Genomic DNA, 23,840 nt, shown 5'->3' on the forward strand with positions numbered 1-23,840 from the left:
GCATCGCTCGTCCCCGGCCCCCGGCCGGTCCCTGAATACACGCACGAACTTGGGGACTGCTCATGGACGTCTCTTTTCTCGGCGGACCTCACCCTCAGCGCGGTGTGGGCGTCGTCGCCCCTTTCGACTTCGTCCTCGACCGCGAACTGTGGCGCTGGATCCCCGACGAGGTCTCCCTCCATCTGACCCGCACGCCGTACGTGCCCGTCGAGGTCAGCCTCGACCTGGCACGCCTCGTCAGCGAGCACGAGACGCTCGCCGAAGCGGTCCGGGCCCTGACCGCCGCCGAGCCCGAAGTCCTCGCCTACGCCTGTACGTCGGGCAGTTTCGTCGGCGGCACCGCGGGCGAGCGCGCGATGTGCGAGGCGATGACGCGCGAGGGCGCGGTCGCCTCGGTGACCACGTCGGGCGCCCTCCTCGAAGCCATCGAGGAACTGGCCGCGCGCCGCATCGCACTCGTCACGCCCTACACCTGGTCGGTCACCCAGGCCCTGGAGGAGTACCTGGCCGCGGCGGGGGTCGCCGTAACCGGCCGCGCCTACCTCGGCCTCACCCGGCACATCTGGAAGGTCCCTTACCGGGACGTGGCCGACATGGCGCGCCGCGCGGTCCTCGGCAGCGACGGCGGCGCCGACCTCCTCTTCATCAGCTGTACGAACCTGCCGACCTACGACGTCATCCCGCAACTGGAAGCGGAACTGCGTATGCCGGTGATCTCCGCGAACCAGGTGACGATGTGGTCCGCGCTGCGTCGGCTGGGTACCCGTGCGGTAGGGCCCTATCAGGCACTGATCGATCCGACGGCACGACCGGGCGCCAGCAGCCCGCTGAATCCGCCGGCACCGCCGCAGGGCCTGCCCGAAGGACCACCCGCAGAAGGAGGAGGCTGGACGTGACGGCACTCGGATTTCTCTACCCGGGGCACTCGGCCGAGGACGACTATCCCCGCATGGAGCAGATGCTCGGCAGCGACATCCGGCTGCAGCTCGTCCACACGGACATCGGCGAGGACGCCCACCGGGTCGACGCGCTCCTGGAGATGGGCTCTGCCGAACGGCTCGCCGCGGGCGTCGAGGAGCTGCGCCTGTCCGGTGCCGAGGCGGTGGTGTGGGCGTGCACCAGCGGCAGCTTCGTCCTCGGCTGGGAGGGCGCCCACGACCAGGTCCGCAAGCTGGCCATGACGGCGGGGCTGCCCGCGTCCTCCACGTCGTTCGCCTTCGCCCACGCCGCCCGCGAGGTGGGGGCGGCCCGCGTCGCGGTCGCGGCGACGTATCCGGAGGACGTGACGGGACACTTCGCGGCGTTCCTGAAGGCCGCGGGCACGGAGGTCGTGTCGGCCAGGGGGAGCGGCATCATCACGGCGGCCGAGGTCGGCACGTGGGGCCGCGACGAGGTCTTCGCGCTGGCCCGCGCGGGCGACCACCCGGAAGCCCAGGCGGTGCTCCTGCCGGACACGGCCCTGCACACGGCGGCGTACGTCCGCGACCTGGAGGCCGAGCTCGGCAAGCCGGTCCTGACGGCGAACCAGGTCACCGTCTGGGAGGCGCTGCGCCTCGCCCAGCGCAGGGTGAACGCGCCGGCGCTGGGCTTCCTGTTCACCAAGGAGCCGCTGGTCCAGGCCGGGAAATGACTCGCGGGAGGCCGTGGGAGGTCACGGGCTGAGGATCAGTCTGACCACCGTTAACGTCTGGACAGATCCGGAGACGTAGTACAGGACTATGGCCCCGTCGACCGTCGCCTCCCTGCGGTCGGGGTCGTCCCGCACGGGCGTGGAGCCGTGGCCGTACGGGTCACGGCCCACGGTGCGCGCGAGGACGGCGCGGAAGGCGTCGGCGTCGCCCATCTTGGTGAGGGTGTCGTCGGCGGGCGGCGCGTAGGTGACGCGGTAGCCCTTGCGGTGGCGAGGGCTCACGACGTGCCCCGCCTCTCCGCCTCGTCGGACGCCAGCCGGACGAGCCGGGCCTCGGCGGCCGGGTCGGGCACGGCCTCCAGCATCCAGTGCCGCATCACCGCGTGGATCTCGTCGACCCCGGCCGTGTTGATGGCCCGGTCGAACTCCGCGCGCCGGTCCTCGGGCAGGGCGGCGCGGATGTCCGGGATCGTGTTGGGCACTTCGACCTCGACTCCGTCGACGAGAGTCTTCAGGGGATCAGCCATGGCCAGCACCGTAGCCGTGCGTGCGCGCCGGCGCGCCGGGGACGTGCCGGGAATAAAACGGAGTGAGCCTCCTGTTCTCGTCTCCGTACCCACGTGACGCATGTACGCAGTGCAGGAGGCACCCCCAGTGACAGTGGACCCGACCGGCGAAGGCACCCGCGACGACGGCATCCGCGGGGAGCGGCCGGACGACGACGGCATCCGGGGCGAGCGGCTCGGCTCCGCACCCGTGCCCCTGTCCGTCCTCGACCTCGTCACCGTCGGCGCGGGCCGCACCGCCACCGACGCGCTGCGCACCAGCGTCGAGATCGCCAAGCTCACCGAGGACCGCGGCTACCACCGCTACTGGGTCGCCGAGCACCACTCCATGCCCGGCGTCGCCTCCTCGTCGCCGGCCGTGATCCTCGCCCACCTGGCCGCCCACACCGGCCGCATCCGGCTCGGCTCCGGCGGCGTCATGCTGCCCAACCACGCCCCGCTCGTCATCGCCGAACAGTTCGGCACCCTGGAGGCCATGGCCCCGGGCCGCGTCGACCTCGGCCTCGGCCGCGCCCCCGGCACCGACGGCGCCACGGCGGCCGCCCTGCGCCGCGCCGAGCGCCTGAACGAAGGCGCCGACGACTTCCCGCAGCAGCTCGCCGAGCTCACCCGCTTCCTCGACGACGACTTCCCCGACGGGCACCCCTACGCCCGCATCCACGCCGTGCCAGGACCCGTCCAGGCGACCTCGCCCGGCGGCGTGCAGTCCCCGCACCGGCCGCCGCTGTGGCTGCTCGGCTCCTCCGGGTTCAGCGCCCGCCTCGCCGGCACCCTCGGCCTGCCGTTCGCCTTCGCGCACCACTTCTCCGCGCAGAACACGATCCCGGCCCTCGACCTCTACCGCGAGACGTTCCGGCCCTCCGCCGTCCTCGACGCCCCGTACGCCCTCATCGGCGTCTCGGCGCTCGCGACCGACGACGAGAACGAGGCCCGCCGCCAGGTCATGGCCGCCGCGCTGAACATGGTCCGCCTGCGCACCGGCCGCCCCGGCCTCGTGCCCACTCCGGAGGAGGCGGAGGCGTACGCGTTCAGCGAGATGGAGCGGGACTTCATCACCAGCTGGAACGCGAACGTCATCCACGGCACCCCCGACCAGGTCCGCACCGGCCTCGACGACCTCGCCAAGCGCACCGGCGCCGACGAACTGATGATCACGGGCAACGCGCACAGCGGCGACATCCGCCTGCGCTCCTACGAACTGATCGCGGACGCGTACGGCCTGCCGAAGGCGTAAGAGCCCGGAGCCCGTGCCATCACCACGGCCGGGCGTCGTCCTAGTCGGGCACCGCGTTGTCCGCCGGGGCGTCGCTGCGGCCGTAGTGGTGCGTCGTGAACATGTAGATCAGCCCCGCGAGCACCACGATGCCGCCGCTGAGCAGCACGATCCAGTTGTCGTACCAGGCGGCCTCGGGAGTGCGGGGCCAGGCGATGTTGACGATGGCGAAGATCCCGTAGGCGAGCGCCCCGAAGTTGACGACCATGCCCCAGCGGCCGAGCCGGTACTCGCCGCTCGGCTTCCAGCCCTTGAGGCGGGCCCGCAGCGCGGCGAGGACGACCATCTGGAAGGACGCGTAGATACCGAGGATCGCGAAGGACACGATCTTCGTCAGGGCGTTCTCCGAGATCAGCGAGCCGACGGCGATCAGCGCCGGCACGACCGCCGCCACCAGCAGCGCGTACTCGGGCACCGCGCGGCTCGGCGAGAACTTCCGCAGCAGCCGGTGCCCGATGATCATCTCGTCACGGGCGTACGAGTAGATCAGCCGCCCGGCCGCCGCCTGCAGGCTGACCGTGCAGGACAGGAACGAGATCAGGACGACGGCCATCACGGTCCGCGCGCCCGCCTCGCCGAGGGCGTCGAAGAGGACCCTGACCACCGGGTCGGAGTCCTCCCCGGAGATCACCTTCCGGTAGTCGACGACGGCGAGCAGCAGCGTCAGACAGGTGAACGTCGCCGCGGCACCGCCCACGTAGATGGTGCGGCGCATCGCCTTCGGGATGACCTTGCCGGGGTGCTTGACCTCTTCGGCGACGTCCCCGCACGCCTCGAAGCCGTAGTACTGATAGAAGCCGATGATCGCCGCGCCCAGGAAGACCGGCAGGTAGGAGCCGTCACCGGCCGCGCCGAAGTCGTCGAAGAGGACCCCGAGGCCGTGGAAGCGGTGCGTGGTCAGCAGGATGATGCCGACGACGAGCGCACCGAGCAGCTCCGCGCTGAAACCGATCAGCGCCGCCCACGAAAGGGCCTTCGTCCCCGCGTAGTTGATGAGCACGGAGATCACGATCAGGGCGATCGTGCAGAGCACGGTGGTGTGCACGGTGGGATCGAAGCCGAGCAGGATCGCGATGTAGGGACCGGCGCCGTACGCGACGCTGGTGATCGTGACGAGCAGCGCCCACATGTAGACCCAGCCGGTCATCCACGCCCAGCGCTTGCCCCAGAGGCGCCGCGCCCACGGGTAGACCCCGCCCGCGACCGGGTACTGCGCGACGACCTCGCCGAAGACCAGCGCCACGAGGAACTGCCCGCAGCCCGCCATGACGAAGGCCCAGATCATCGGGGGCCCGCCGTCGGCGAGAGCCGTGCCGAAGAGGGTGTACGTGCTCACCACGGGCGAGAGGTACGTGAAGCCGAGGGCGAAGTTCGCCCACGGTCCCATGTCCTTGCGGAACTCCGATTTCTCCTCGCCCGGCGCGACGGCGTCGGTGTCCGCAGCGCCGTCCGCCGTGCCGCCCGGGGGGCCGGGGGCGGTCACTGGACAGCTCCTTCTCCGGCCGCCTGACCCGGGGCGGGCCGGGCCATGATGAGGTCCGCCGCGCGTTCGGCGGCGAGCAGCACGGTGACCATCGGGTTGATCGACGGCATGGTCGGGAAGACCGACGCGTCCACGATGCGCAGCCCGTCGTGCCCGCGCAGCCGCAGCTGCGGGTCGACCACCGCCATCGGGTCGTCCTCGGCACCCATCCGGCAGGTGCCCGCCGGGTGGTAGACGGTGTGCGCGGCCCGGCGTCCGTACTCCGACAGGTCCGCGTCCGACGTGACGTCAGGACCCGGCGCCACCTCCCGCAGCAGCCAGTCGCTGAACGGGGCGGTGGCCGCCACCTCGCGGGCGATCCGCAGGCCGTCGACGATCGTGCGCTCGTCGTGCCCCTCCGGGTCGGTGAAGTAGCGGAAGTCCAGGGCGGGTTTGACGGCGGGGTCCGCGCTGCGCAGCCACATGCGGCCGATGGAGCGGGCGCGCGGCACGTTCGGCGTCATGCATACGCCGTGCTCGGGGACGGGATAGCCGAGACGTTCCGTATTGACGGTGAACGGCACCTGGTAGAAGTGGAACATCAGGTCGGGGCGTGGGCCGCCCGTCGCGTCCCGGCGCAGGAAGAGACCGGCGTCGGAGTCCATCGCCGAGTTCGGCGGCAGCGGCCCGTGGGTCTCCCACACCATCACCGACTCGGGGTGGTCGAGCAGGTTCTCGCCGATCCCCGGCAGGTCCGTGTGGACCTCGATGCCCAGCTCGCGCAGCTGGTCGGCGGGGCCGATGCCGGAGAGCATGAGCAGCCGCGGCGTGTCGATCGCCCCGGCGCAGAGCAGCACCTCGGCCTCGGCCTCCAGCGTCGACACCGAACCGTCGGGGTTGCGCACCTGCACCCGCGTGAAGCGCCCCTCCTCGTCCTGCAACAGGCGGTACGCCCAGGTCTCCAGACGCAGCGTCAGGTTCGGCCGGTCCATGATCGGATGCAGATACGCGACCGAGGCCGACGACCGGTTGTTGGTCTCAGGGTCGTACGCGAGCGAGAAGAAACCGGCGCCGTCGGTGAAGGGACGGGCGTTGAAGTCGTCGACGACGGGGACACCGAGCCGGGTGGCCGCCGCCGTGACGAAGTCCTGGGCGATGGGATTACGGTCGGCGGCGCCGACGGGCACGATGGTGTTCTGCAGCCGCGACCGGTACGGCAGGATCGTCTCTGGACCCCACCCCTCGCAGCCGCTCGCCACCCACTCGTCGAGGTCCTGCGGGAACGGCAGGAAGCTGATCAGGGTGTTGTGCGAGGAGCAGCCGCCGAGCACCCGGGCCCGTGAGTGCAGGATGTGGGAGTTGCCGTGCGGCTGCTCCTCGGTGGTGTAGCCGTAGTCGAACTCGCCGCCGAGCAGGTTGATCCAGTTGCGGAGCTTCAGGATGCGGTCGTCGCCGACGTCGCTGGGCCCGCCCTCCACCACGCACACCCGGGAGGCCGGGTCCTCGCTCAGCCGCGCGGCCAGCACGGAGCCCGCCGTACCGCCGCCGATGATCAAGTAGTCGTAGACCGTCGTCTCGTCGCTCATGCCGTCGCCCTCTCTCTCGCCCCGCCTCGCCCTGTCCGCTCAGCCCTTGAACCAGCCGGAGGGGCCCGGCCGCAGGTTCTGGTAGATGTGCTTGGCCTCCTGGTACTCGCGCAGGCCGGTGGGCCCGAGCTCCCGGCCGAAACCGGAACGGCCGAAGCCGCCCCACTCCGCCTGCGGTACGTACGGGTGGAAGTCGTTGATCCAGACCGTGCCGTGCCGCAGCCGGGCGGCGACCCGCTGGGCGCGGCTCGCGTCGCTCGTCCAGACCCCGCCCGCCAGGCCGTACCGCGTGTCGTTGGCGAGCTCCACGGCCTCGTCCTCGGAGCGGAACCGCTCCACCGTGACCACCGGGCCGAAGACCTCCTCCTGCACGATCCGCATGGAGCGGTCGCAGTCGGCGTAGATCGTCGGAAGGAGGAAGAAGCCGCGCGCCAGCTCGGGGTCGTCCGGGCGGCGGCCGCCGCAGACGAGCCGGGCCCCTTCGTCGCGGGCGATCTCCAGATAGCCCTCGACCTTCTCGCGGTGCTCCGCCGAGCTGAGCGGCCCGCTCTCGGTCTGCGGATCCATGCCGTTGCCGAGCCGGATGGCGCTCGCCCGCTCGGCGAGCCGCTCCACGAACCGGTCGTGCAGGGAGTCCTCCACGAGCAGCCGCGACCCGGCCGAGCAGACCTGCCCCGAGTGCAGGAACGACGCCTCCAGGGCGTGGTCGACGGCCGCCTCGAAGTCGCAGTCCGCGAAGACCACGTTCGGGTTCTTGCCGCCGAGCTCCAGCGCGAGGTTCTTCACGCCCGGAGCGCACGCCTCCATGATCCGGCGCCCGGTGGCGAGACCGCCGGTGAAGGAGACCAGGTCCACCTCGGGGTGGGCGGACATGGCGGCGCCGACGGTGGCGCCGGGGCCGAGCACGAGGTTCGCGACCCCGGCCGGAGCCCCCGCCTCGGCGATCAGCCGCATCATGTGGATCGTGGAGAGCGGCGTCGTCTCGCTGGGCTTCAGCACGAAGGTGTTGCCCGCGACCAGCGCGGGGGCGACCTTCCAGGAGGCCTGCAACAGCGGATAGTTCCACGGCGCGATCAGCGCGCAGACCCCGATGGGGTGGTACGTGACGCGGCTCAGCACGTCAGGGCCGACGTCCACGACCCGGCCGCCGTCCTTGTCGGCGATCTCGGCGAAGTAGCGGAACGCGTTCGACACGTCCTCGACGTCGATCCGCGCCTCGGCGAGCGTCTTGCCGGTGTCGAGGGACTCGACGTGCGCGATCTCCTCCTGGTCCCGCAGCAGGAACCGCGCCACCCGGAGCAGCACGTCGGCGCGCTCCCGGGTGGCAGCCCCCGACCAGTCGCCGCGGTCGAAGGCGCGCCGGGCGGCCTGTACGGCGAGTTCGACATCCGCCTCGTCGGCGTCGTCGACCTGCTGGATGACGGACGCGTCGTACGGATTGACCACGTCCCGCCGCGCGCCGTGGACGGTCCCGGTCCACTCGCCGTCGACGAACAGTTCCGGCATCGTGGGCTCCCTAGCTCTCGTCCTCGTCAGGTGCCGAGGTCACCCACCGGCACGCACACCGGGCACCAACATCGTCCGATCGGCGCGCACCGGCCACGGGGACGCACCGGCCGGGGGAGGGTTGGGCGCAGATGTGACCTGGTTGGGCTAGGGAGAGCCCGGCGGGCCGGGGCCGGGCGGCCCCCGCCGAGCAGTGAGCAGTACGGCGAGGCTAGGCGGCTCCGCCGAGCAGTACGGAGATACGATCCGCCGGGACCGGCCGGGAGTAGAGCCACCCCTGCCCCGTGTCGCACCCGATCCGCCGCAGCCGCGCGGCCTGGGCCGCGGTCTCCACGCACTCCGCGGTCACCGTGAGGCCGAGCCGGTGCGCGAGCTGCACCATCGCCTCGACGATGACCTCGTCGGCGGGGTTGGTGTGCTGCTCGCCCTCCTCGTACTGGAAACCGCGCACGAAGGACCCGTCCAGCTTCAGGACGGACACCGGCAGCCGGCTCAGGTACGCGAGGTTCGAGTACCCCGTCCCGAAGTCGTCGATGGCGATCCGCACGCCCATGTCGCTGAGCGCCTGGAGCGCCTGCAGCGGCCGGCCCGCCGACCCCATGACGGCGGACTCGGTGAGCTCCAACTGGAGCAGCCGGGCGGGGAGTCCGGTCTCGGTGAGGATCTCCGCGACGTCGGCGACCAGGTCCGAGTCCCACACCTGCCGCACGGCGACGTTGACGCTGACGAACACCGGTTCCCGCTCGGGGTGGTCCAGCTGCCAGCGCCGGGCCTGCCGGCAGGCGCTCCGCAGCACCCAGCGGCCGAGCTGCACGATCGACCCGTCCTCTTCGGCCAATCCGATGAACCGATTCGGCGTGAGGAGGCCGAACTGCGGATGCTGCCACCGCACCAGCGCCTCGACACCGTGCAGCCCCTCGTCGTCGAGCCCCACCAACGGCTGGTACTCCAGGACGAATTCGTCGCGATCGACGGCGGGCCGCAGGGAGCTGGAGAGCGCCTGGCGGGTCATGCGGTGGGCGTTGCGCTCGGGGTCGAAGAGGGTCCAGCGGGCCTTGCCGTCCGTCTTCGCCCAGTACAGCGTGGTGTCGGCGGCCTGCATCAGCCCCGTCGTGGTGGTGCCCGCGGCGCGCCGCTCGACGACGCCGATGGACGCGGAGACGGAGAGCCGCTGCCCGGACAGGTCGAAGGGTTCCTGGAGTGCCTGGAGCGTCGTCTCCGCCAGCTCGGCCAGCTGGTCCGTGCCGGTCGACTCCTCGACGAGCAGTGCGAACTCGTCGCCGCCGAGCCGCGCGACGAGCGGCGCCGCCGCCCTGCCGTACCCGGCCCGGTCGGCGCAGCGTGTGAGCCGCTCCGCGACGGCGGCGAGGAGCCGGTCCCCGACCCGGTGGCCGAGGGTGTCGTTGACCGCCTTGAACCCGTCGAGGTCGAGGTAGCAGAGCCCGATCCGGCCGGTGCTCGTGTCGTCGTACGTCCCCGCTTCGAGCGCGGACGCGAGGCGCTCGAAGAAGAGGTTGCGGTTGGGCAGCCGGGTCACCGGGTCGTGCATCTGCACATGGCGCAGCCGGGCCTGGAGCTCGCGGCGCGCGCTGATGTCGGAGGCGGCGAGCAGCACGGTGCCGCCGTCGTCCCGGCCGGCGGCCCCCGGCATCGGGGAGACCGTGATCTGCACCCACAGGGAGTGCCCGTCGGGGTGCTTCAGGCGCCGGGTGCAGCGCAGCCGGGCCTGCCGGCCGCGGAGCACCTCCAGGTACGTGTGCCAGGTGCGGGCGTCGGACGCCAGGTCGATCAGGTCGGCGGCGACCCGTCCGGCGAGCGCGCCGGGGGCCTCCCCGAAGAGGTCGGCCAGTGCGTCGTTGGCGCTGATGACGAGGCCCTCGCCGTCGACGACCGCGAGGGGCAGCGGGGCGGCCGCGAAGGCGGCGCGGTAGTCGGACCGCTCCGTGCGGCGACGCTCCGTGACATCGGGGCGGGTCCGGCCGGGTGCTGTGGCCGTGGGGGTGGGCCCTTCGGACGTTCCGTTCACCGCTTGCTCCCGCAGTGCAGTTTGTTCTCGAACAGGTCTCGTCGGGCGGCGGGCAGGTGGCGGGTGGTGGTGTGGGGACCGGGCCCGCGCAGGAAAGTGTGCCGATCATAGAGGCTGGCCGGATGACCGTTCCAGCCGTAGCGCCGGGCCGGGCGGACGCCACCCCGGTCGGCAGATCGTTTCTGCTCGGCCCTGAACTGCTTCCGTTGCGACCCGATCGCTTGTGACGTTCGGTGAGCGGTCGGGGTGTCGCCCCCTTGCCTCGTACTCACTCGGAAGGGCCAGACAAACAGGGCAAAGGTCAACAAAGCGTCACAAGGTGGGTGGGGTGTCCCGCATTCCGCACCCGGAGGTCGACGTGCCGCGTCAGCTCCCCCCTTGGGGACTCACCCGTGGAGGGGAGAAATCCCGCCTGCGCAGCACCGCCGCCTTCATCACCTCACTGACCGCGCTGGCCGCCACCTCACTGGTCGCGGGCCCCGCCAACGCCGAGTCCACCGCGGGACCGTGCGCCCTGCGCCGCACCGCCGCGCACCACTCGGAGGGCCTCGACACCTGGAACACCGCCTATCCGCGCCCGTCCCGCACCTTGAACGCGGCGATGGTGTTCCTGTCCTTCCCGGACTCCCCGCCGCTGACCACGCCCGACGAGCTGGCCGCCGACCACTTCCCGGCCACCAGCCGGTTCTTCGAACGCGCCTCGTACGGCAAGTTCACGCTGGCCCCGCACCCGCAGCGCCAGTGGGTCCGGATGCCGGACGACTCCCTCTCGTACGCCATACAGCGCGACTGGCACCCCAAGCGCCGCGCCGCCTATCTGCGGGACGCGGTGGCCGCCGCCGATCCGCACGTGGACTTCTCGCGGTACGACATCGTGTACTTCGTCGCCGATCCGGACGCGCCCGGCGTCGACTCGGACGCCACGAAGGTGGTGAACTTCGACCGGCCGATGCGGGCCGACGGCACGGACATCCGCCGTATCGTCACCGTCTTCGAACGGCATCCGCCCGACCGCAACGTCCTGGCCCACGAGACGGGCCACGTCTTCGACCTGCCCGACCTGTACCACCGGCCCACCGACGGCAAGGGCGACTGGGACACGCACGTCGGCGACTGGGACGTCATGGGCAGCCAGTTCGGTCTCGCCCCCGATCTCTTCGGCTGGCACAAGTGGAAGCTGGGCTGGCTGGAGCCGCGGCAGGTGCGGTGCGTGGGCGCGGGGACGGAGCGGCTGACCCTGGAGCCGCTGTCGGCGGCACCCGCGCCCGGCGCGCTCGGCGGCACGCGGCTCGCCGTGATCCGCACGGGCCGGGACGCGGTGCTGGCCCTGGAGGCGCGCGGCCCCGTGGGCAACGACCACGCCACGTGCACGGAGGGTGTCCTCCTCTACGAGGTGCGGAGCGGTACAGCGTCGGGCAGCGGCCCCGTCGAGGTCGTCGACGCCCATCCGGAGTCCGAGTCCTGCTGGGGCGACTCGGTCTACCCGCAGCTGGCGGACGCGCCGGTGCGGGCCGGCGAGAGCTTCACGGTGCCCGGCCACGACGTACGCGTGGAGGTGGCGGGTAGGACGGCTTCCGGGGCATGGACGGTAGAGGTCACAACGAGCTGAAGCCCCGTGGATGGGTGGCCGCACACGCAAGAAGCCCCTCGCTTCCGCGAGGGGCTTCTCACCGTCTGTGCGCCGCCAGGGACTCGAACCCCGGACCCGCTGATTAAGAGTCAGCTGCTCTAACCAACTGAGCTAGCGGCGCCTGCTGACGTCGTAGACCTTAGCACCCTGATCGCCGCGAGGAAAAATCGATAAGCGGACGGCGGAGGACGCCCCCGACCTGGCCGCCCGTACGCAGGCCCAGAGGAACACGTCGGGCCCCGGGAGCCACGGGTGGCGGGTGCCGGGGGCCACCAGCCAGCGCGATTCGAGGCGCCCGCCGAACTCCCCACCCGCCACGAGCGGCGGCACGGTGACCGCGTCGCCCGTGCCGTGACAGAGCACGGCCGGGACCGCGGGGCCCCACTCCTCCCACTCCAGGAGGGCGGGCAGGCGCTGCGCGGTGCCGGGGGACGCGAAGAGCAGGACGCGGCCGCGGTGCGCGGCGACCGGCCCCGAGCCGGGACCCTCCCCCCACAACCGGTCGAGCATCCGGCGGCCGAACACCGCGGGGACACTCACCACGTCGAACGCGGTCCCGCAGGGAAGCACGGCGGGGGCGTCGGGCCGGCTCCGCCAGAGGGCGAGAGCGCTGCGCGGATACGTCTCGGCCGAGGCGAGCCAGGCGGCTCCCTCCGCGGTGACGTCACACACGTCGTGGCTGGACGAGAGGCTGCTCATGCAGCTACGTCTACCTAAGGCGACCGCCCCATTTCCGAGAGTTGCAGGAAACGGGGACGGGGAGGGGGGCGGGGGAGTACCTTGCCCTGCTCGGCATATGCCAGGGCGGGGTGACGGCGGTGACCCTGGGCGGCCTCGGGCTAGTGCTTGTCCGCGCCGCCGCGCATCAGGTCCCGGCCGTACTCCACCATCTTCTTCGCGTAGTCCTCGGTCCACTCCGCGCGCTCCGCGATCAGCGCGGGCGTCAGCCGGTCGAAGCGGCGCGGGTCGGCGAGCTGGGCGGCCGCCATGGCCTGGAACTCGATGGACCGGTCCGTCGCGGCACGGAACGCGTGCGTCAGCTCGGTGGCGCGGTCGAGGAGCTCGCGCGGGTCCTCGATCGACTCCAGGTCGAAGAAGTGCTCGGGGTCGGCCGTGGCCTCCGCCGGCTCGAAGAGCAGGGGCGCGGGGCGCATGCGCTGTTCGGTGCGCTGTTCGGTCCGGGGCCGCTCGGGCTCCGCCATGGTTGTTTCCTCCTCGTACGGTGCGCGCCGTCCGTCCGGTGCCGGCCGACTCCCATTCTCCCTTGCCGCGCAAGTGGGCCGCCGGGTGCTGTGTAGGGGCGCGGGGAACTGCGCGCCCGGCCCCCGGCGGCCCGCAGGCGCGTCTGTGGGGGATCTCGGCAGACGCGTCTGCGGCTGTTGTGTGGTTGCTCGCGCAGTTCCTCGCGCCCCTGAGGGGGCTTGTCTTGTCGTGCAAGTGGGTCGCCGGGTGCTGTGTAGGGGCGCGGGGAACTGCGCGCTCAGCCCCCGGCGGCCCGCAGGCGCGTCTGTGGGGGATCTCGGCAGACGCGTCTGCGGCTGTTGTGTGGTTGCTCGCGCAGTTCCTCGCGCCCCTGAGGGGGCTTGTCTTGTCGTGCAAGTGGGTCGCCGGGTGCTGTGTAGGGGCGCGGGGAACTGCGCGCCCAGCCCCCGGCGGCCCGCAGGCGCGCGTGAACGGAGGATCTCGCGCCCCCGGCAGGGGCTTATCAGGGGCGCCAAGTCACCCTGTGTTCGGAGAGGCGGGCCAGAACCGCGTGGTTCGCCTCCCAGCCGTCGGGGAACTTCACCGTGACGCCCAGCTGGACCGGCTCCGTCGACGGGTGGTCGTCGAGCAGGGCGCTGACGCCCGCCCGGCAGACGACGATGCAGGCGTGCCGGTGGCGGGACGCCAGAACGCAGAGGCGGCCCGTCTCCAGATGGAAGGCCGTGGCGTCCGGCCGCCCGGAGAGCGGATGCAGGACGACCGTCACGTCGTACTCCCGCCCCTGGAGGCGATTGGCCGTGTCCACCGTGACGTCCAGGACGCCCAGCTCCGCGAGAGCGGCACGTACCGCTGCCGCCTGGTCGCGGTGGGCGGTCCCGACCGCGATCCGGTCGGCGGTGAGCGGCGTGGGATCAGGGCCGCGCTCGGAGGTCGCCGCGCCGCCCCGGTCGAGGAGGCGGCGGACGACCTGCGCCAGCGCACGGACGGCCTCCGGATCCGTACGCGGCGTGTTCCGCGCCGGCAGCTCCAACAGGCCCCAGCCCGACTCCGCCGCCTCGTCGATCACCCGGTCCGGAGCCGAACCGTCCGACGGCACCCCGAAGTTGAGCACACGGTCCCCGTGCCCCGTACCGCTGCGGAAGGGCGTGTACGGATAGAACGCGTCCGAGACGAGGGGCGCCGCCGAGGCCGGCAGCCGCCAGGACACCGGCAGGCGATGCTGCGGCAGCTCGGGATTGTGGGCGAGCAGCGTCGACACGGCGGACGCCGACGGATCGTACGAAAGGCCGGCCCACTGCTCGGCGCCGACGATGGAGAACGGGTCCAACTGCCCCGGGTCGCCCACGAACAGCGCCCGCTCGAAGAGCCCCGCCACGGCGAGCAGCGCGTCCGAACGCATCTGATAGGCCTCGTCGACGATGGCGTGGCCCCACGGCGCGTCGAGCTGGTCGGCCTTGACGTGCGCCCACTTCGCGGCCGTCGAGATGACGATGTCGAGGCCCGCCAGATCGCCCGCCTTCGTCGACTTGCGGACGTTCGCCAGGTCGTCGAGCGCCTTGTCGTACGGATCGGGGTCGCTGCTGTGCAGCCGGCCGACCGGCAGCTCCGGGTCCTTCTCGGCGAGCCGCAGGACCAGGTCGTCCACCTGCGCGTTCGTCTGCGCGATCACCATCAGGGGGCGGCCCGCCGCGGCCAGTTCGCGGGCCGCGCGGACCACGAGGGTCGACTTCCCGGCCCCGGGCGGGGAGTCGACCACGACGCCGCGGTGCGTGCCGTGCAGCGTGTCGTGGAGGATCGCGTCCGTGGCGCGCGCGGCCTCGGCGCCGGGGTCGAACGTGCCGCCCGCGGGCGGGGCGAGCTGGATCACAGGGTGTCCTCCGCGGTCACGGGGTCAGGGCTCTCCGCGGTGCCCGACGGCGGGCCGCCGTGGGTCCACGGGGTGGCTTCCGGGTCGGGCAGCTTGGGGCCGCCGCGCTGCTCGTGCTCGAAGAGCGTCCAGCAGATCCGGTCGCCCTTCTCGGGGACGGAGCCGCGCTCGGGCTCCTTGCCGCGCCCCATCTTGTCGGTGATGCGCAGCACGACGGCCTCCTTGCCGCTCCCGCTCTCGTACGCCACGAACTCCGCGGTCTGCGGCTTGCCTTCGAGGGCGCGGTACACCTTCGTGCGCTCGCCGAGGTGCGGCTGGTCGTCCGTGCGGACGGTGACCAGGGGGCGCGGCCGCGGGCTCTTCCCCTCGCTGTACGCCATGACGACCTCCGTCACCTCGCCGACGAAGGCCTCGCCCGCGAGACGGCGGCCGGCCATCACGAGTGGGTCGTCGAGGGCCTCCTGGGCGTCCAGGCGGGCCTGCTCGCGCTCGCGCGTCGCCAGTTTGTTCGCCGCGGTGACCGCGTCGTCGACGCGGGGCTGCGGCGGCTCGCCCGCAGCCACCCGGTCGCGGTGGCCGGTGAACGACCAGCGGTCGCGGGTCCACCGGTCCGCGGCGTGCGCCGCCTCGGGGAGCGTGCACAGGGCGTCGAGGCCCCGCCACACGGCGTCCCAGGTGGGCCGCGTCCTGCTGTCGATCAGGGTGTGGATCTCCCGCTCGGCGGCGGTCAGGAGCGCCAGCCGCTCGTCCGCCTCGACACCGTCCTCGGCGGCGGCGAGGGCGGTGCGCGCGCGGTCGTAGCGCTCGATGGCGGGAGCCAGCAGGTCGTTGTCGAACGCCGGGTCGGTGGCCGGGCCCGCGGGCGGACACAGCAACTGGCCGTCCCCGTCCCGGGCCAGCTCGGCGCGGAGCGCGGCCTCGGCGCCCGAGGTGCCCTCCGGGGCCTCGATCCAGGCGAGCAGGGCGCCCAGGTGCTGGTCCTCCAGGCTGGACTGGCCCGTCGCCCAGTGCCGGGACAGCAGCTCGGTCATGGCGACGAGCAGGGACGACCCGGGCACGCGGGCCCGCTCCCCGAAGTGCGTCAGCCAGCGGCCGAGGAGGGGGACGCGGGGCGGGGCGGGGTAGGGCGCGTCGGGGTCCTGCTCGGCGGTGCGCCGGAACCGCATGGAGCGGCCGAGGAGCCGTACGAACTCGATGCCCGCGCGGCTCGGCACGATCAGCTGCGGCGCGTCCGCGCAGAGCTCCACCTCGACCTTGACGCGCTTGCCGGTCTCGGGATCGGTTTCGTTGCGCTCGGCGGCCTCGACGTCCTGCGCGAACGCGTCCACGTACGGCAGGACGATCTCCGCGAGCTGCGCGAGGAACGCGAAGCGGAGGTCGCGGTCGCGGGGCTGGGGCACGACAAGGAGCCGGGGCGAGGTGCGCTCCGTCCCGACGAGCGCACCGAGCGGGGCGCCCGCCTCACCGGCGGTGATGAGCGGCACGAGGACGAGGGGCCGCTGAGAGACATGCCGATGCCGAACGGTCGCCCGAGCCTGCGCCCGCCCCGAACTGACAGCCTCCAACCGAGCAAGCCCATCAATCAACGCCACAAAAGCCCCTTCCCCACCTGCGAACGCCCCCTACCACCTTGACCACAACTCCCCACCCACCAACCCCTCACCCACACGCCCCCGCCGCCACCCGGCTGGGAGCCGGTGACCCGAGCGGGGTCCACGGGCCCGTCCGGCTGGGTGCCGACGGCGCGAGCGCCGCCCGCAGGGCTGCCGGGCCGGGAGCCGGTGGTCCGAGCGGGGGCTGCCGGCCCGCCCGGCTGGGCGCCGCCGGGCTGTTCACACGCCTCGGAGCTGCGGGGCGGGGTGCCGCCGGGCTGGCTGCCGGGCTGTGGGCTGTTCGGCCTGGGGCCGACGGCGCGAGCGGCGGCCGCAGGGCTGCCGGGCTGGGAGCCGGTGGTTCGGGCGGGGGCCGCTGGAGCGCCCGGCTGGGTGTCGCCGGGCTGTTCGTACGCCTCGGGGCCGCCCAGCTGGGCGCCACCGGGGCGGCCGTCGGGCTGCGGGCCGCCCGGCCGGGGGCCGACAGCGCGAGCGGCGGTCGCGGGGCTGCTCGGCTGGGAGTCGGCGGCTCGGTCGCTCGGCACGGCAAGGGCGGGGCGGCTGCTGTCCGCCCCGCCACAGCCAACGAAGCCACAGCCAACGCAGCCACAGCCAACGCAGTCGGCGTCGCCGCAGTCGGCGCCGCCCGGGCGTGACCGGGGCGGGGTTGCCCGGCATGTGGAGGGCGGGTGGGTGGGGAGGTGGCCCCCGGGCGACGGGACGGCGGTCAGCATTGCTCACCGCCCGAGGCGCCCACGCCAGACAGCGCCTCGCCCCGCAACCCCGCCGCCCTCCGCAGCGCCGCCACCACCGGGTCGTCCGGATCGCCGGTCGAGCCCGCGGCGGCCGACAGGACCTCGCCGATGGTCGTCAGGCCGCCCAGCTCCCCGCGGATCGCGCGGCCCAGGGACGTCACCTCGCCCTGCTCACGGGCCCGGTCCCGGCAGTGGAAGGCCAGCTCGCAGGCGGCGAGGCACTCGGGGGCATACGTCGCGGGGACCGCCTCGACCGCCGCCGTCAGCTCGTCCACGGGGCGCCGCACATCGAAGGTCGTGCCCTCCGGAAGCTCCGCCGCGATGTCCTCGACCCGGGTCAGCCGGGCCAGCTGGCGCCGGGTCACCGACAGCTGCTTGCGGACGTCGATCGCGGACGCCGCCGGCAGGTTCGAGAAGTCCTTGGGGCAGACGAGGAGGACATGGTGCCGGACGCGGGGCGCCGGCTCCATGCGCTCCGCCACCCGCTCCAGCGCCAGCGCGTACACCGCGGACTGGCGGGCGGCCGCGCCCACCTTCGCCGCATCCGCCGAGCCGTCGATCATCGGGAAGGACTTGATCTCGACGACCGTCCAGCTGCCGTCCGGATGGACCACCACCGCGTCCGGCTCCAGGAAGGCGGGGCTCCCCGCGACGTCCAGGGCCAGCATGGGATGGTCGAGGAGCGTCCAGCCGCCCGCGGCGGTGGCCTCCCGCAGCGCGAGCGCGGTCCGCGCGGAGCGGCCCTCGGGGCCCGCCGCCGACAGGTCGGGCACGGCCGACTCACCCGGCACCGGCTCGGGCCCGCCGCCCACCCGCGCATGCGTCAGACGCAGCAGCTCCGCGCCGCCGTCGGCCTTGACCCGCGCCTCGAAGGCATTGCCCCGCATGAACGCGAACTGGGACTGGCCGAAGCCCGAGGGAGAGCCGAGTGATTCCGCGAGCGCCGTCTTGTCCACGCCCGCGCCGTCCAGCAGCGCACGCCGACTGCACCCCGGATTCGCCGCGAGCGCGGCCAGCGCCCGGGCGTCCAGCGGCCGCGCGGGAAGATCCGCGCCGCGCAGGTCAGCGAACCGGTGCCGCAGCGCCTTCCCCGGCGTCGGCGGGTCGGCCGACGTCTGCGGGGCGGGCACTCGACTCGGTGCCGGTGGCGACACTCTGCTTGCGCTGTCGGGGAATTCGCTCACCTGCCGAAGTCTGGCATCCAGCACTGACAATCGAGGACTCCGTGGCGGACGAGGGCACCGAGGAGGGCAGGAAGCGCGCCCGCAACCGGTTCATCACGGGCTCCGTGAGCCGCTGCACGGGCCGTACGAGCAGCAGCCCCACGCCCATCACCACGGCGCCCGCGAGCGCGTCGAGGAAGTAGTGGTTGGCGGTGCCCATCACCACGATCGTGGTGATGAGGGGATAGGCGACGGCGGCCACCCTGGTCAGCGGCGTGCGCCCGCACCGCCACAGCATCACGCCGCACCACAGCGCCCACCCCACGTGCAGGCTGGGCATCGCCGCGTACTGGTTCGTCATCCCGCCGAGCCCGCGCGGCGCGCTCGCCTCGCCGCCCCACCAGCCGTAGGTGCTGTACTGCGCCATGGTGTCGACGAATCCGTACCCCTTGCTCAGCAGTCGGGGCGGGCAGGTCGGCAGCAGCGTGAAGCCGATCAGGCCGATCATGGTGGAGATCATCAGCCACGCGCGTGCCGCGCGGTAGCGGACGGCACGGCTGCGGAACAGCCAGACCAGGACGGCGGGCGTGACGAGGTAGTGCAGTGAGGCGTACCAGAAGTCGGCGGGGACGCCGATCCACGCGTTGTCGGTGAAGAGACGGTTCAGCGGGCTCTCCGCGTTGATACGGAGGAACTGCTCGGCCTTCAGGATTCCCACACCGTGGTCGATCGCACTGGAGACATCGCCTCGGACGACGAGCCGGCCCGCCGAGTACGCGGCGTACACCAGGACGATCAGCGGCAGCTCCGTCCACCAGCGCAGCCGGGGCCCGGATATGCCGGTGATGCCCGGCACGTCGGTCTTCGGCATCCGATAGGTCCCCCATGTCTCTGTTCACGCGGCGTCTGCCGCCGCCTCACTTTACGGCGTACGCGAAGGCGGGCGAGGCATCCCCCGGACGACTAAGACGCAGAGATCGGCGACCGGGTTGCCAGACCCCGCGGGGCCTCGATCACACGTGGGTGATGATGGAGGGGCAGGCGCACCCTGTCCGTAAAAAGCATCAAAAGCAGCAAAAGTGTCATCGGCGCACCTGGCCGGATTCGACATGTGTACGACTTGGAGAGACCCCATGGCCCCCCGCATCCTGCTGGCCCGGCACGGACAGACGGAATGGTCCCTGTCCGGGAAACACACCGGCAGGACCGACATCCCCCTCCTCGAAGAAGGCCGCCGCGGCGCCAAGCTCCTGGGCGAGCGGCTGCACCGCGCGCCCTTCGACGGCCTGCCCGACGTCGAGGTCCGCACCAGCCCGCTCTCCCGCGCGCGGGAGACCTGCGAGATCGCCGGCTTCGGGGACCGCGCCACCCCCTGGGACGCGCTCATGGAGTTCGACTACGGCGCGTACGACGGCATGACCCCCGCCGACATCCAGGCGATCCGGCCCGGCTGGCTCATCTGGCGCGACGGGGTCCCCGAGGGCGAGACGCTGGCGCAGGTCGCCGCGCGCGCGGACGAGGTCGTGGAGTGGGCCAGGAGCGCCGACCGCGACGTGCTGGTCTTCGCGCACGGCCACATCCTGCGGGTCATCGGCGCGCGCTGGCTGGGCCTCGGCATCGAGTTCGCCGCCCGCATCCGCCTCAACCCGACGTCCCTGTCGATCCTCGGCTGGGCCTACGGAGAGCCTGCCGTCGAGTCGTGGAACGAGACCGGGCACCTGGCCTGACACCGGCTGCCGCGCCGCACCCGGCTGCCGCACCGCATCCGGCGTCCTAGACCGCGCGCGGCAGGGCGGCGTGCCCCTCCAGGAAGTCGCTCACCCGCGAGGCGCTGCGGTGCGGCAGGAGCACCCGTGCCGTCGTGGCGAGCATCGACTGGATGCGTGAGGACTGCACCTCCCCCAGGAGCGCGAGGACTTCGTCACCCGCCGCCGCGGCCTCGTCAGGGCGGCCCGCGCGGGCCAGGTCGTCGGCGAGCTCGGCGGTGTAGAGCGCGATGTTCCGGGTGAACTGCGGGGTCTGCGAGGAGGCGGTGTCCACGGCGAGCCGGGCGTGCCCGGTGGCCCGCGCCCACTCGCCGAGGGCCGACCAGCACTGCGCCTCGAGAGCCGCGAACTCGGCGGGGCCGTAGAAGCTCATCCACTCCGGGTCCTCCGCGCGGGCCCCGCGGTCGAAGAGGCCGTGGGCGCGGGCCAGCGCCTGCTCACAGCCCGAGCGGTCGCCGAGCCCCGCCCAGCCCCCCGCCTCCCGCAGCGCGATGAGCGAGAGCAGCCGGTGCGAGCCGAGGTGGCGGGCGGCGCGCGTGGCCGCCTGGGCCGCCCGCACCGCCTCCCGCGGCCGCCCCGCGTCCCGCGCGAGGAAGGCCGTGTTGCAGAAGGCGTGCGCCTCCAGGGCGTCGTCCCCGGAGACCCGGGCCGTCGCAAGCGCCTCGGCGTAGTGCGAGCGGGCGTCGTCGAAGCGGCCCGAGTCGTGTGCCAGCCAGCCGACGGAGATCGCCAGCTCACCGGCGCCCGCGTGCAGCCGGTCCGAGGTGGCCTGCCGGGTGGTGGTCCCCGCGTCGAGCAGGGTGTAGGCGGTGCGCAGGGGGGCGGCCGCGCGCCGGTAGAGGCCGTCGGCACCGTGCCGGTCGTCGAGCAGCCTGATCTTGCGCACGGCCTCCTCGACCGCGCCGGCCTCGGCATCGCCGACCCTGCGGCCGCGCAGGGCAGCCGCCTCCGCGGCGCCGCCCAGGGTGAGGCCGATGGGCCCCAGGGCGGCGGCCACGGTGGCCGTGGAACCGGTCATGAACGCGCGACGCTGCACGTCGCTCTCCTCGTGGGTCTGGACCGCGTACGGATCGCAGGCGCGGGGGTCGGACCCGGACGGATGGGACTCGTACAACTGGATCGTGGTCGGTTGTTCGGCGCGCGCCCTCCTGCCGCGCACCAGGGCGCGGGGGGCGAACCCCAGGTCCGTCAGGGACCGGCCGGGGAACATGTGCAGGAACACGCGCTCGTAGGCGTAGTTGGGACAGCGGATCTCGCCCGCCTCCACGCGCCCGATGTAGCGGGCGTCGCAGCTGACGCGCTCGCCGATCTCGCGGGCCGACCGCCGCACCGCCGCGGCGAACTCGCCCGGCGAGCGCCGGCCGCGGAGTTGCCGGAACGCGAGGTTCGGTCGTGGGGACTGAGTTGACGATGTCATCGGTGACGACGCCATGGCCGGACCCTCTCGTGCGGATCGTGCCGGATGGTGCACACGCTCGCGCACTGGACGCCGCGCCCGCGCCCCGAACCTCGCGGGCCTGCCCTGTTCCGGCGGAGCACGAACGTACCCGCTGTGACGGGTCCGCCACGCGGGGTTTGGCTACAAACCGGATATCTCACCCGGGATCCGCCATGAACTGCCATCCTTTGCGGCGGCGTGCCGCAGTGCCTGTTGACGCCCTCGCGCGTTGAACCATGAGGAGCGGGAGCCGGGCGGCTGCCGCACTGGCGAGGAGGGGTTTCCTTGTTGGAGATCGGCATGCAGGACGGCGACTCCCCTACGGAGAACGGCACGCCCCCGGCGTCCCTGACGACGGCGCGACACCGGCCCACCCAGGACCGCAGCGCCCCGCCCCCCGGCCCGCTGCCCTGCGACGACGAGTGCTGCGACCTGGTCACCGTCCCGGCCAGGCAGGGCCTCGAGGCGGTCGACATCCTGCGCCGCTGCGCGGGCGACACCATCGGCCCCGTGCTGCACGACGGCGGCTGCGCCACGCTCGGCTTCCTCGTGCCGCCGGGCACCGCCGACGGCTGGGACCTGCCGGGCAGCGCCTGCACGCAGACGTACGGCCGCGGCATGAGCGTGTACACCCACCCGGGCGCCGGGCAGCCGGGCCAGGAGGGACAGGCCGGGCTCGCCGGGCCCGTCGTCCCCGACCCGCCGGTCGCGGGCACCGGCTGGCTGCTCCCGCCGGGCGGCGAGACCGACCCCGTCACCGACCCGGCCGTCCTGCGGGCCGCGCTCGGCCAGGCCGCCCGCATCATCGAGGCCGCCGACAACTGCCGCTGAGCCCGCCCGCGGCACACCACGGCGCAGCTCACAGCCCTGGGCCCCCGCACCGCCGGCGGGCCGCGCCGTTCCCGTACGCCGATAATGGCGGGATGGCAAGGAACAAGCGGGCCCGGGAAGCGCGGGAGGCCGTCGTCGAGAAGGTCGACGGCGGACTCGCCGAACTCATACCCGACCGGGACAGGCCACGCGCCTGGACGCTGCTCGTGGACGGCGCCCCGCAGTCCCACGTCGACCTCGACGACCCCGCGTACCTCGACTTCGAGTACCAGCGCAGAATCGGCCACATCGCCGGCCTCGTCGCCCCGCCCGGCAAGCCGGTCCACGCCGTGCACCTCGGCGGCGGCGCCTTCACCCTCGCCCGCTACATAGCAGCGACCCGCCCCCGCTCCACCCAGCAGGTCGTCGAGCGCGACACCGCCCTCGTCCGACTCGTCCGCCGCGAGCTGCCGCTGGACCCGCAGAGCCGCATACGGGTGCGCGGCACCGACGCCCGCGAAGGCCTCGCCAAAGTCCCCGACGGCTGGGCGGACCTCGTCATCGCCGACGTCTTCAGCGGGGCCCGCACCCCCGCCCACCTCACCAGCACGGAATTCCTCACCGACATACGCAGGGTCCTCAAGCCCGGCGGGTTCTACACCGCCAACCTCGCCGACGGCCCGCCGCTCGCACACCTGCGCGGCCAGCTCGCCACCGCCGCCGTCCTCTTCCCCGAACTCGCCCTCGCCGCCGACCCCGCCGTACTCCGCGGCAAACGCTTCGGCAACGCCGTGCTGCTTGGCTCCGACCGGGAACTGCCCGTCGCCGAGCTGACCCGGCGCTGCGCGAGCGACCCGCACCCCGGCCGGGTCGAACACGGGCGCGCGCTGCGGGACTTCGGCGGGGGAGCGGCGGCCGTCACCGACGCGGGCGCGGTCGCCTCACCTGCGCCGCCGCCGTCGGTCTTCCGCTGACGCCCCGGGGCCCACGAAGCTCAGGTCTTGTCGATCTCCACGCGCGGCGCCGTGTCGTGCCATGTGCAGAACACCGAGACGCCGGCCGCGCCCCCGGTGAACTGCACCCGGATCCACTTGTCCTGCTTCCACGTCTGCACCGACCAGCCGGCCGCGGGCGTCGCCGAGACCAGCGTCGCGGAGTCCTTGCCGAGGTCGAGGACGACCCGGCCGCCGTCGGTGCTGTAGCTCTTCACCGTGCCGGAGCTCGTGGGCGGCGGGGCCGAAGGATCGTCGAAGGGTTTCCTGGACGGTCCGGCCGATTTGGGGGCAGTCGGCGGCTTCGGCGATTTCGCGGTTTTCCGGGGCTTTTCGGGCTTCTCGGTCGGAGTCGACTCGGGGCGGTGCGTGGAGGACGCCAGCGGCTCCGCGCGGCCCGCGCCGCCGTCGTCACCCGCGAGCGGCAGGGCGCGCGGCGGGTCGTAGGCGGTGCCCGCCATCACCGTGTGGACGCCCCACCAGGACAGCGTGACCGCCGCGCCCGTGGCGAGCGACCAGGCGATTCCGTGTACGAGTCCTCTGCGCATCGCGGGCCATACTGCACCACGCGCCGC

The 23,840-nt window shown here is 73.1% G+C and carries 21 protein-coding genes and 1 tRNA gene; 7 read left to right on the forward strand and 15 right to left on the reverse strand.

Annotation, left to right across the window (positions count from 1 at the left end):
• The first annotated feature begins 62 nt into the window (after positions 1-62).
• Together ACZ56E_RS24805 and ACZ56E_RS24810 are read left to right on the forward strand one after the other, a co-directional pair.
• Entirely contained in the window at positions 63-896 is an 834-nt protein-coding gene (locus ACZ56E_RS24805; RefSeq protein WP_468601429.1) for a maleate cis-trans isomerase family protein, read from the forward strand.
• Positions 893-1,630, forward strand: a complete 738-nt coding sequence (locus ACZ56E_RS24810) for a maleate cis-trans isomerase family protein (RefSeq protein ID WP_471217383.1) — start codon at positions 893-895, stop codon at positions 1,628-1,630. The genes ACZ56E_RS24805 and ACZ56E_RS24810 overlap by 4 nt, the downstream gene beginning before the upstream one ends.
• Positions 1,631-1,651: 21 nt before the next feature.
• Here the strand turns inward: ACZ56E_RS24810 and ACZ56E_RS24815 are convergent, their stop codons facing one another.
• Both ACZ56E_RS24815 and ACZ56E_RS24820 read right to left on the reverse strand, forming a co-directional pair.
• Complete coding sequence (locus ACZ56E_RS24815; protein ID WP_468083901.1) at positions 1,652-1,843, reverse strand: hypothetical protein; 192 nt, start codon at positions 1,841-1,843, stop codon at positions 1,652-1,654.
• A 65-nt stretch (positions 1,844-1,908) separates the two neighbouring features.
• Positions 1,909-2,157, reverse strand: a complete 249-nt coding sequence (locus ACZ56E_RS24820) for a hypothetical protein (RefSeq protein ID WP_471217385.1) — start codon at positions 2,155-2,157, stop codon at positions 1,909-1,911.
• A gap of 127 nt (positions 2,158-2,284) precedes the next feature.
• Between ACZ56E_RS24820 and ACZ56E_RS24825 the strand changes: the two genes are divergently transcribed.
• Positions 2,285-3,430, forward strand: a complete 1,146-nt coding sequence (locus ACZ56E_RS24825; RefSeq protein WP_471217387.1) for an LLM class flavin-dependent oxidoreductase — start codon at positions 2,285-2,287, stop codon at positions 3,428-3,430.
• A 40-nt stretch (positions 3,431-3,470) separates the two neighbouring features.
• Here ACZ56E_RS24825 and ACZ56E_RS24830 read toward each other — a convergent pair whose 3' ends face one another.
• The 4 genes from ACZ56E_RS24830 to ACZ56E_RS24845 all read right to left on the reverse strand — a co-directional run bounded on the left by ACZ56E_RS24830 (position 3,471) and on the right by ACZ56E_RS24845 (position 10,049).
• Positions 3,471-4,952: an APC family permease gene (locus tag ACZ56E_RS24830; RefSeq protein WP_471217388.1), complete on the reverse strand. Its 1,482-nt coding sequence runs from the start codon at positions 4,950-4,952 to the stop codon at positions 3,471-3,473.
• A complete protein-coding gene (locus ACZ56E_RS24835) occupies positions 4,949-6,517 on the reverse strand; it encodes a GMC family oxidoreductase (protein ID WP_471217390.1) in 1,569 nt (522 codons plus the stop codon). The genes ACZ56E_RS24830 and ACZ56E_RS24835 overlap by 4 nt, the downstream gene beginning before the upstream one ends.
• A gap of 39 nt (positions 6,518-6,556) precedes the next feature.
• A complete protein-coding gene (locus tag ACZ56E_RS24840) occupies positions 6,557-8,023 on the reverse strand; it encodes an aldehyde dehydrogenase family protein (RefSeq protein ID WP_471217392.1) in 1,467 nt (488 codons plus the stop codon).
• Between the two features lie 211 nt (positions 8,024-8,234).
• Positions 8,235-10,049, reverse strand: coding sequence for a putative bifunctional diguanylate cyclase/phosphodiesterase (locus ACZ56E_RS24845; RefSeq protein ID WP_471217394.1), 1,815 nt, complete (start codon positions 10,047-10,049; stop codon positions 8,235-8,237).
• Positions 10,050-10,377: 328 nt separating this feature from the next.
• On the opposite strand from ACZ56E_RS24845, the gene ACZ56E_RS24850 reads away from it, so the two are divergent.
• Positions 10,378-11,658 (forward strand): M6 family metalloprotease domain-containing protein, encoded by a 1,281-nt coding sequence (locus ACZ56E_RS24850; protein ID WP_471217396.1) that lies wholly within the window; start codon positions 10,378-10,380, stop codon positions 11,656-11,658.
• A gap of 68 nt (positions 11,659-11,726) precedes the next feature.
• Here the strand turns inward: ACZ56E_RS24850 and ACZ56E_RS24855 are convergent.
• From ACZ56E_RS24855 to ACZ56E_RS24885, 7 genes are all read right to left on the reverse strand, one after another.
• Positions 11,727-11,800 (reverse strand) — tRNA-Lys (locus tag ACZ56E_RS24855).
• Entirely contained in the window at positions 11,791-12,378 is a 588-nt protein-coding gene (locus tag ACZ56E_RS24860) for a bifunctional DNA primase/polymerase (RefSeq protein WP_471217398.1), read from the reverse strand. The genes ACZ56E_RS24855 and ACZ56E_RS24860 overlap by 10 nt, the downstream gene beginning before the upstream one ends.
• 140 nt (positions 12,379-12,518) lie before the next feature.
• A complete protein-coding gene (locus ACZ56E_RS24865; RefSeq protein ID WP_398298042.1) occupies positions 12,519-12,881 on the reverse strand; it encodes a hypothetical protein in 363 nt (120 codons plus the stop codon).
• Between the two features lie 503 nt (positions 12,882-13,384).
• Entirely contained in the window at positions 13,385-14,746 is a 1,362-nt protein-coding gene (locus ACZ56E_RS24870) for an AAA domain-containing protein (RefSeq protein ID WP_471217770.1), read from the reverse strand.
• A complete protein-coding gene (locus tag ACZ56E_RS24875; RefSeq protein WP_471217400.1) occupies positions 14,746-16,341 on the reverse strand; it encodes a hypothetical protein in 1,596 nt (531 codons plus the stop codon). Before ACZ56E_RS24875 ends, ACZ56E_RS24870 begins: the two co-directional genes overlap by 1 nt.
• 727 nt (positions 16,342-17,068) lie before the next feature.
• Positions 17,069-18,226: a hypothetical protein gene (locus tag ACZ56E_RS24880; RefSeq protein WP_471217402.1), complete on the reverse strand. Its 1,158-nt coding sequence runs from the start codon at positions 18,224-18,226 to the stop codon at positions 17,069-17,071.
• Positions 18,159-19,130: a phosphatase PAP2 family protein gene (locus tag ACZ56E_RS24885; protein WP_471217405.1), complete on the reverse strand. Its 972-nt coding sequence runs from the start codon at positions 19,128-19,130 to the stop codon at positions 18,159-18,161. Before ACZ56E_RS24885 ends, ACZ56E_RS24880 begins: the two co-directional genes overlap by 68 nt.
• 262 nt (positions 19,131-19,392) lie before the next feature.
• Here ACZ56E_RS24885 and ACZ56E_RS24890 point away from each other — a divergent pair, with 262 nt between their 5' ends.
• Positions 19,393-19,986 carry a histidine phosphatase family protein gene (locus ACZ56E_RS24890; protein ID WP_471217407.1) on the forward strand — a complete coding sequence of 198 codons (594 nt, stop codon included), beginning with the start codon at positions 19,393-19,395 and terminating at the stop codon, positions 19,984-19,986.
• A gap of 46 nt (positions 19,987-20,032) precedes the next feature.
• On the opposite strand, the gene ACZ56E_RS24895 is transcribed toward ACZ56E_RS24890, so the two are convergent.
• Positions 20,033-21,457: a tetratricopeptide repeat protein gene (locus tag ACZ56E_RS24895; RefSeq protein WP_471217409.1), complete on the reverse strand. Its 1,425-nt coding sequence runs from the start codon at positions 21,455-21,457 to the stop codon at positions 20,033-20,035.
• 291 nt (positions 21,458-21,748) lie between these two features.
• On the opposite strand from ACZ56E_RS24895, the gene ACZ56E_RS24900 reads away from it, so the two are divergent.
• Together ACZ56E_RS24900 and ACZ56E_RS24905 are read left to right on the forward strand one after the other, a co-directional pair.
• The gene (locus ACZ56E_RS24900) at positions 21,749-22,294 is read left to right on the forward strand and encodes a hypothetical protein (protein ID WP_471217411.1); all 546 of its coding nucleotides are present in this window, start codon (positions 21,749-21,751) and stop codon (positions 22,292-22,294) included.
• A gap of 92 nt (positions 22,295-22,386) precedes the next feature.
• Positions 22,387-23,247 (forward strand): spermidine synthase, encoded by an 861-nt coding sequence (locus ACZ56E_RS24905; RefSeq protein WP_471217413.1) that lies wholly within the window; start codon positions 22,387-22,389, stop codon positions 23,245-23,247.
• Positions 23,248-23,267: 20 nt separating this feature from the next.
• Here ACZ56E_RS24905 and ACZ56E_RS24910 read toward each other — a convergent pair whose 3' ends face one another.
• Complete coding sequence (locus ACZ56E_RS24910; protein WP_471217414.1) at positions 23,268-23,813, reverse strand: hypothetical protein; 546 nt, start codon at positions 23,811-23,813, stop codon at positions 23,268-23,270.
• Positions 23,814-23,840: the final 27 nt, after the last annotated feature.

It is taken from the genome of Streptomyces sp. NPDC039480, from assembly GCF_055597165.1.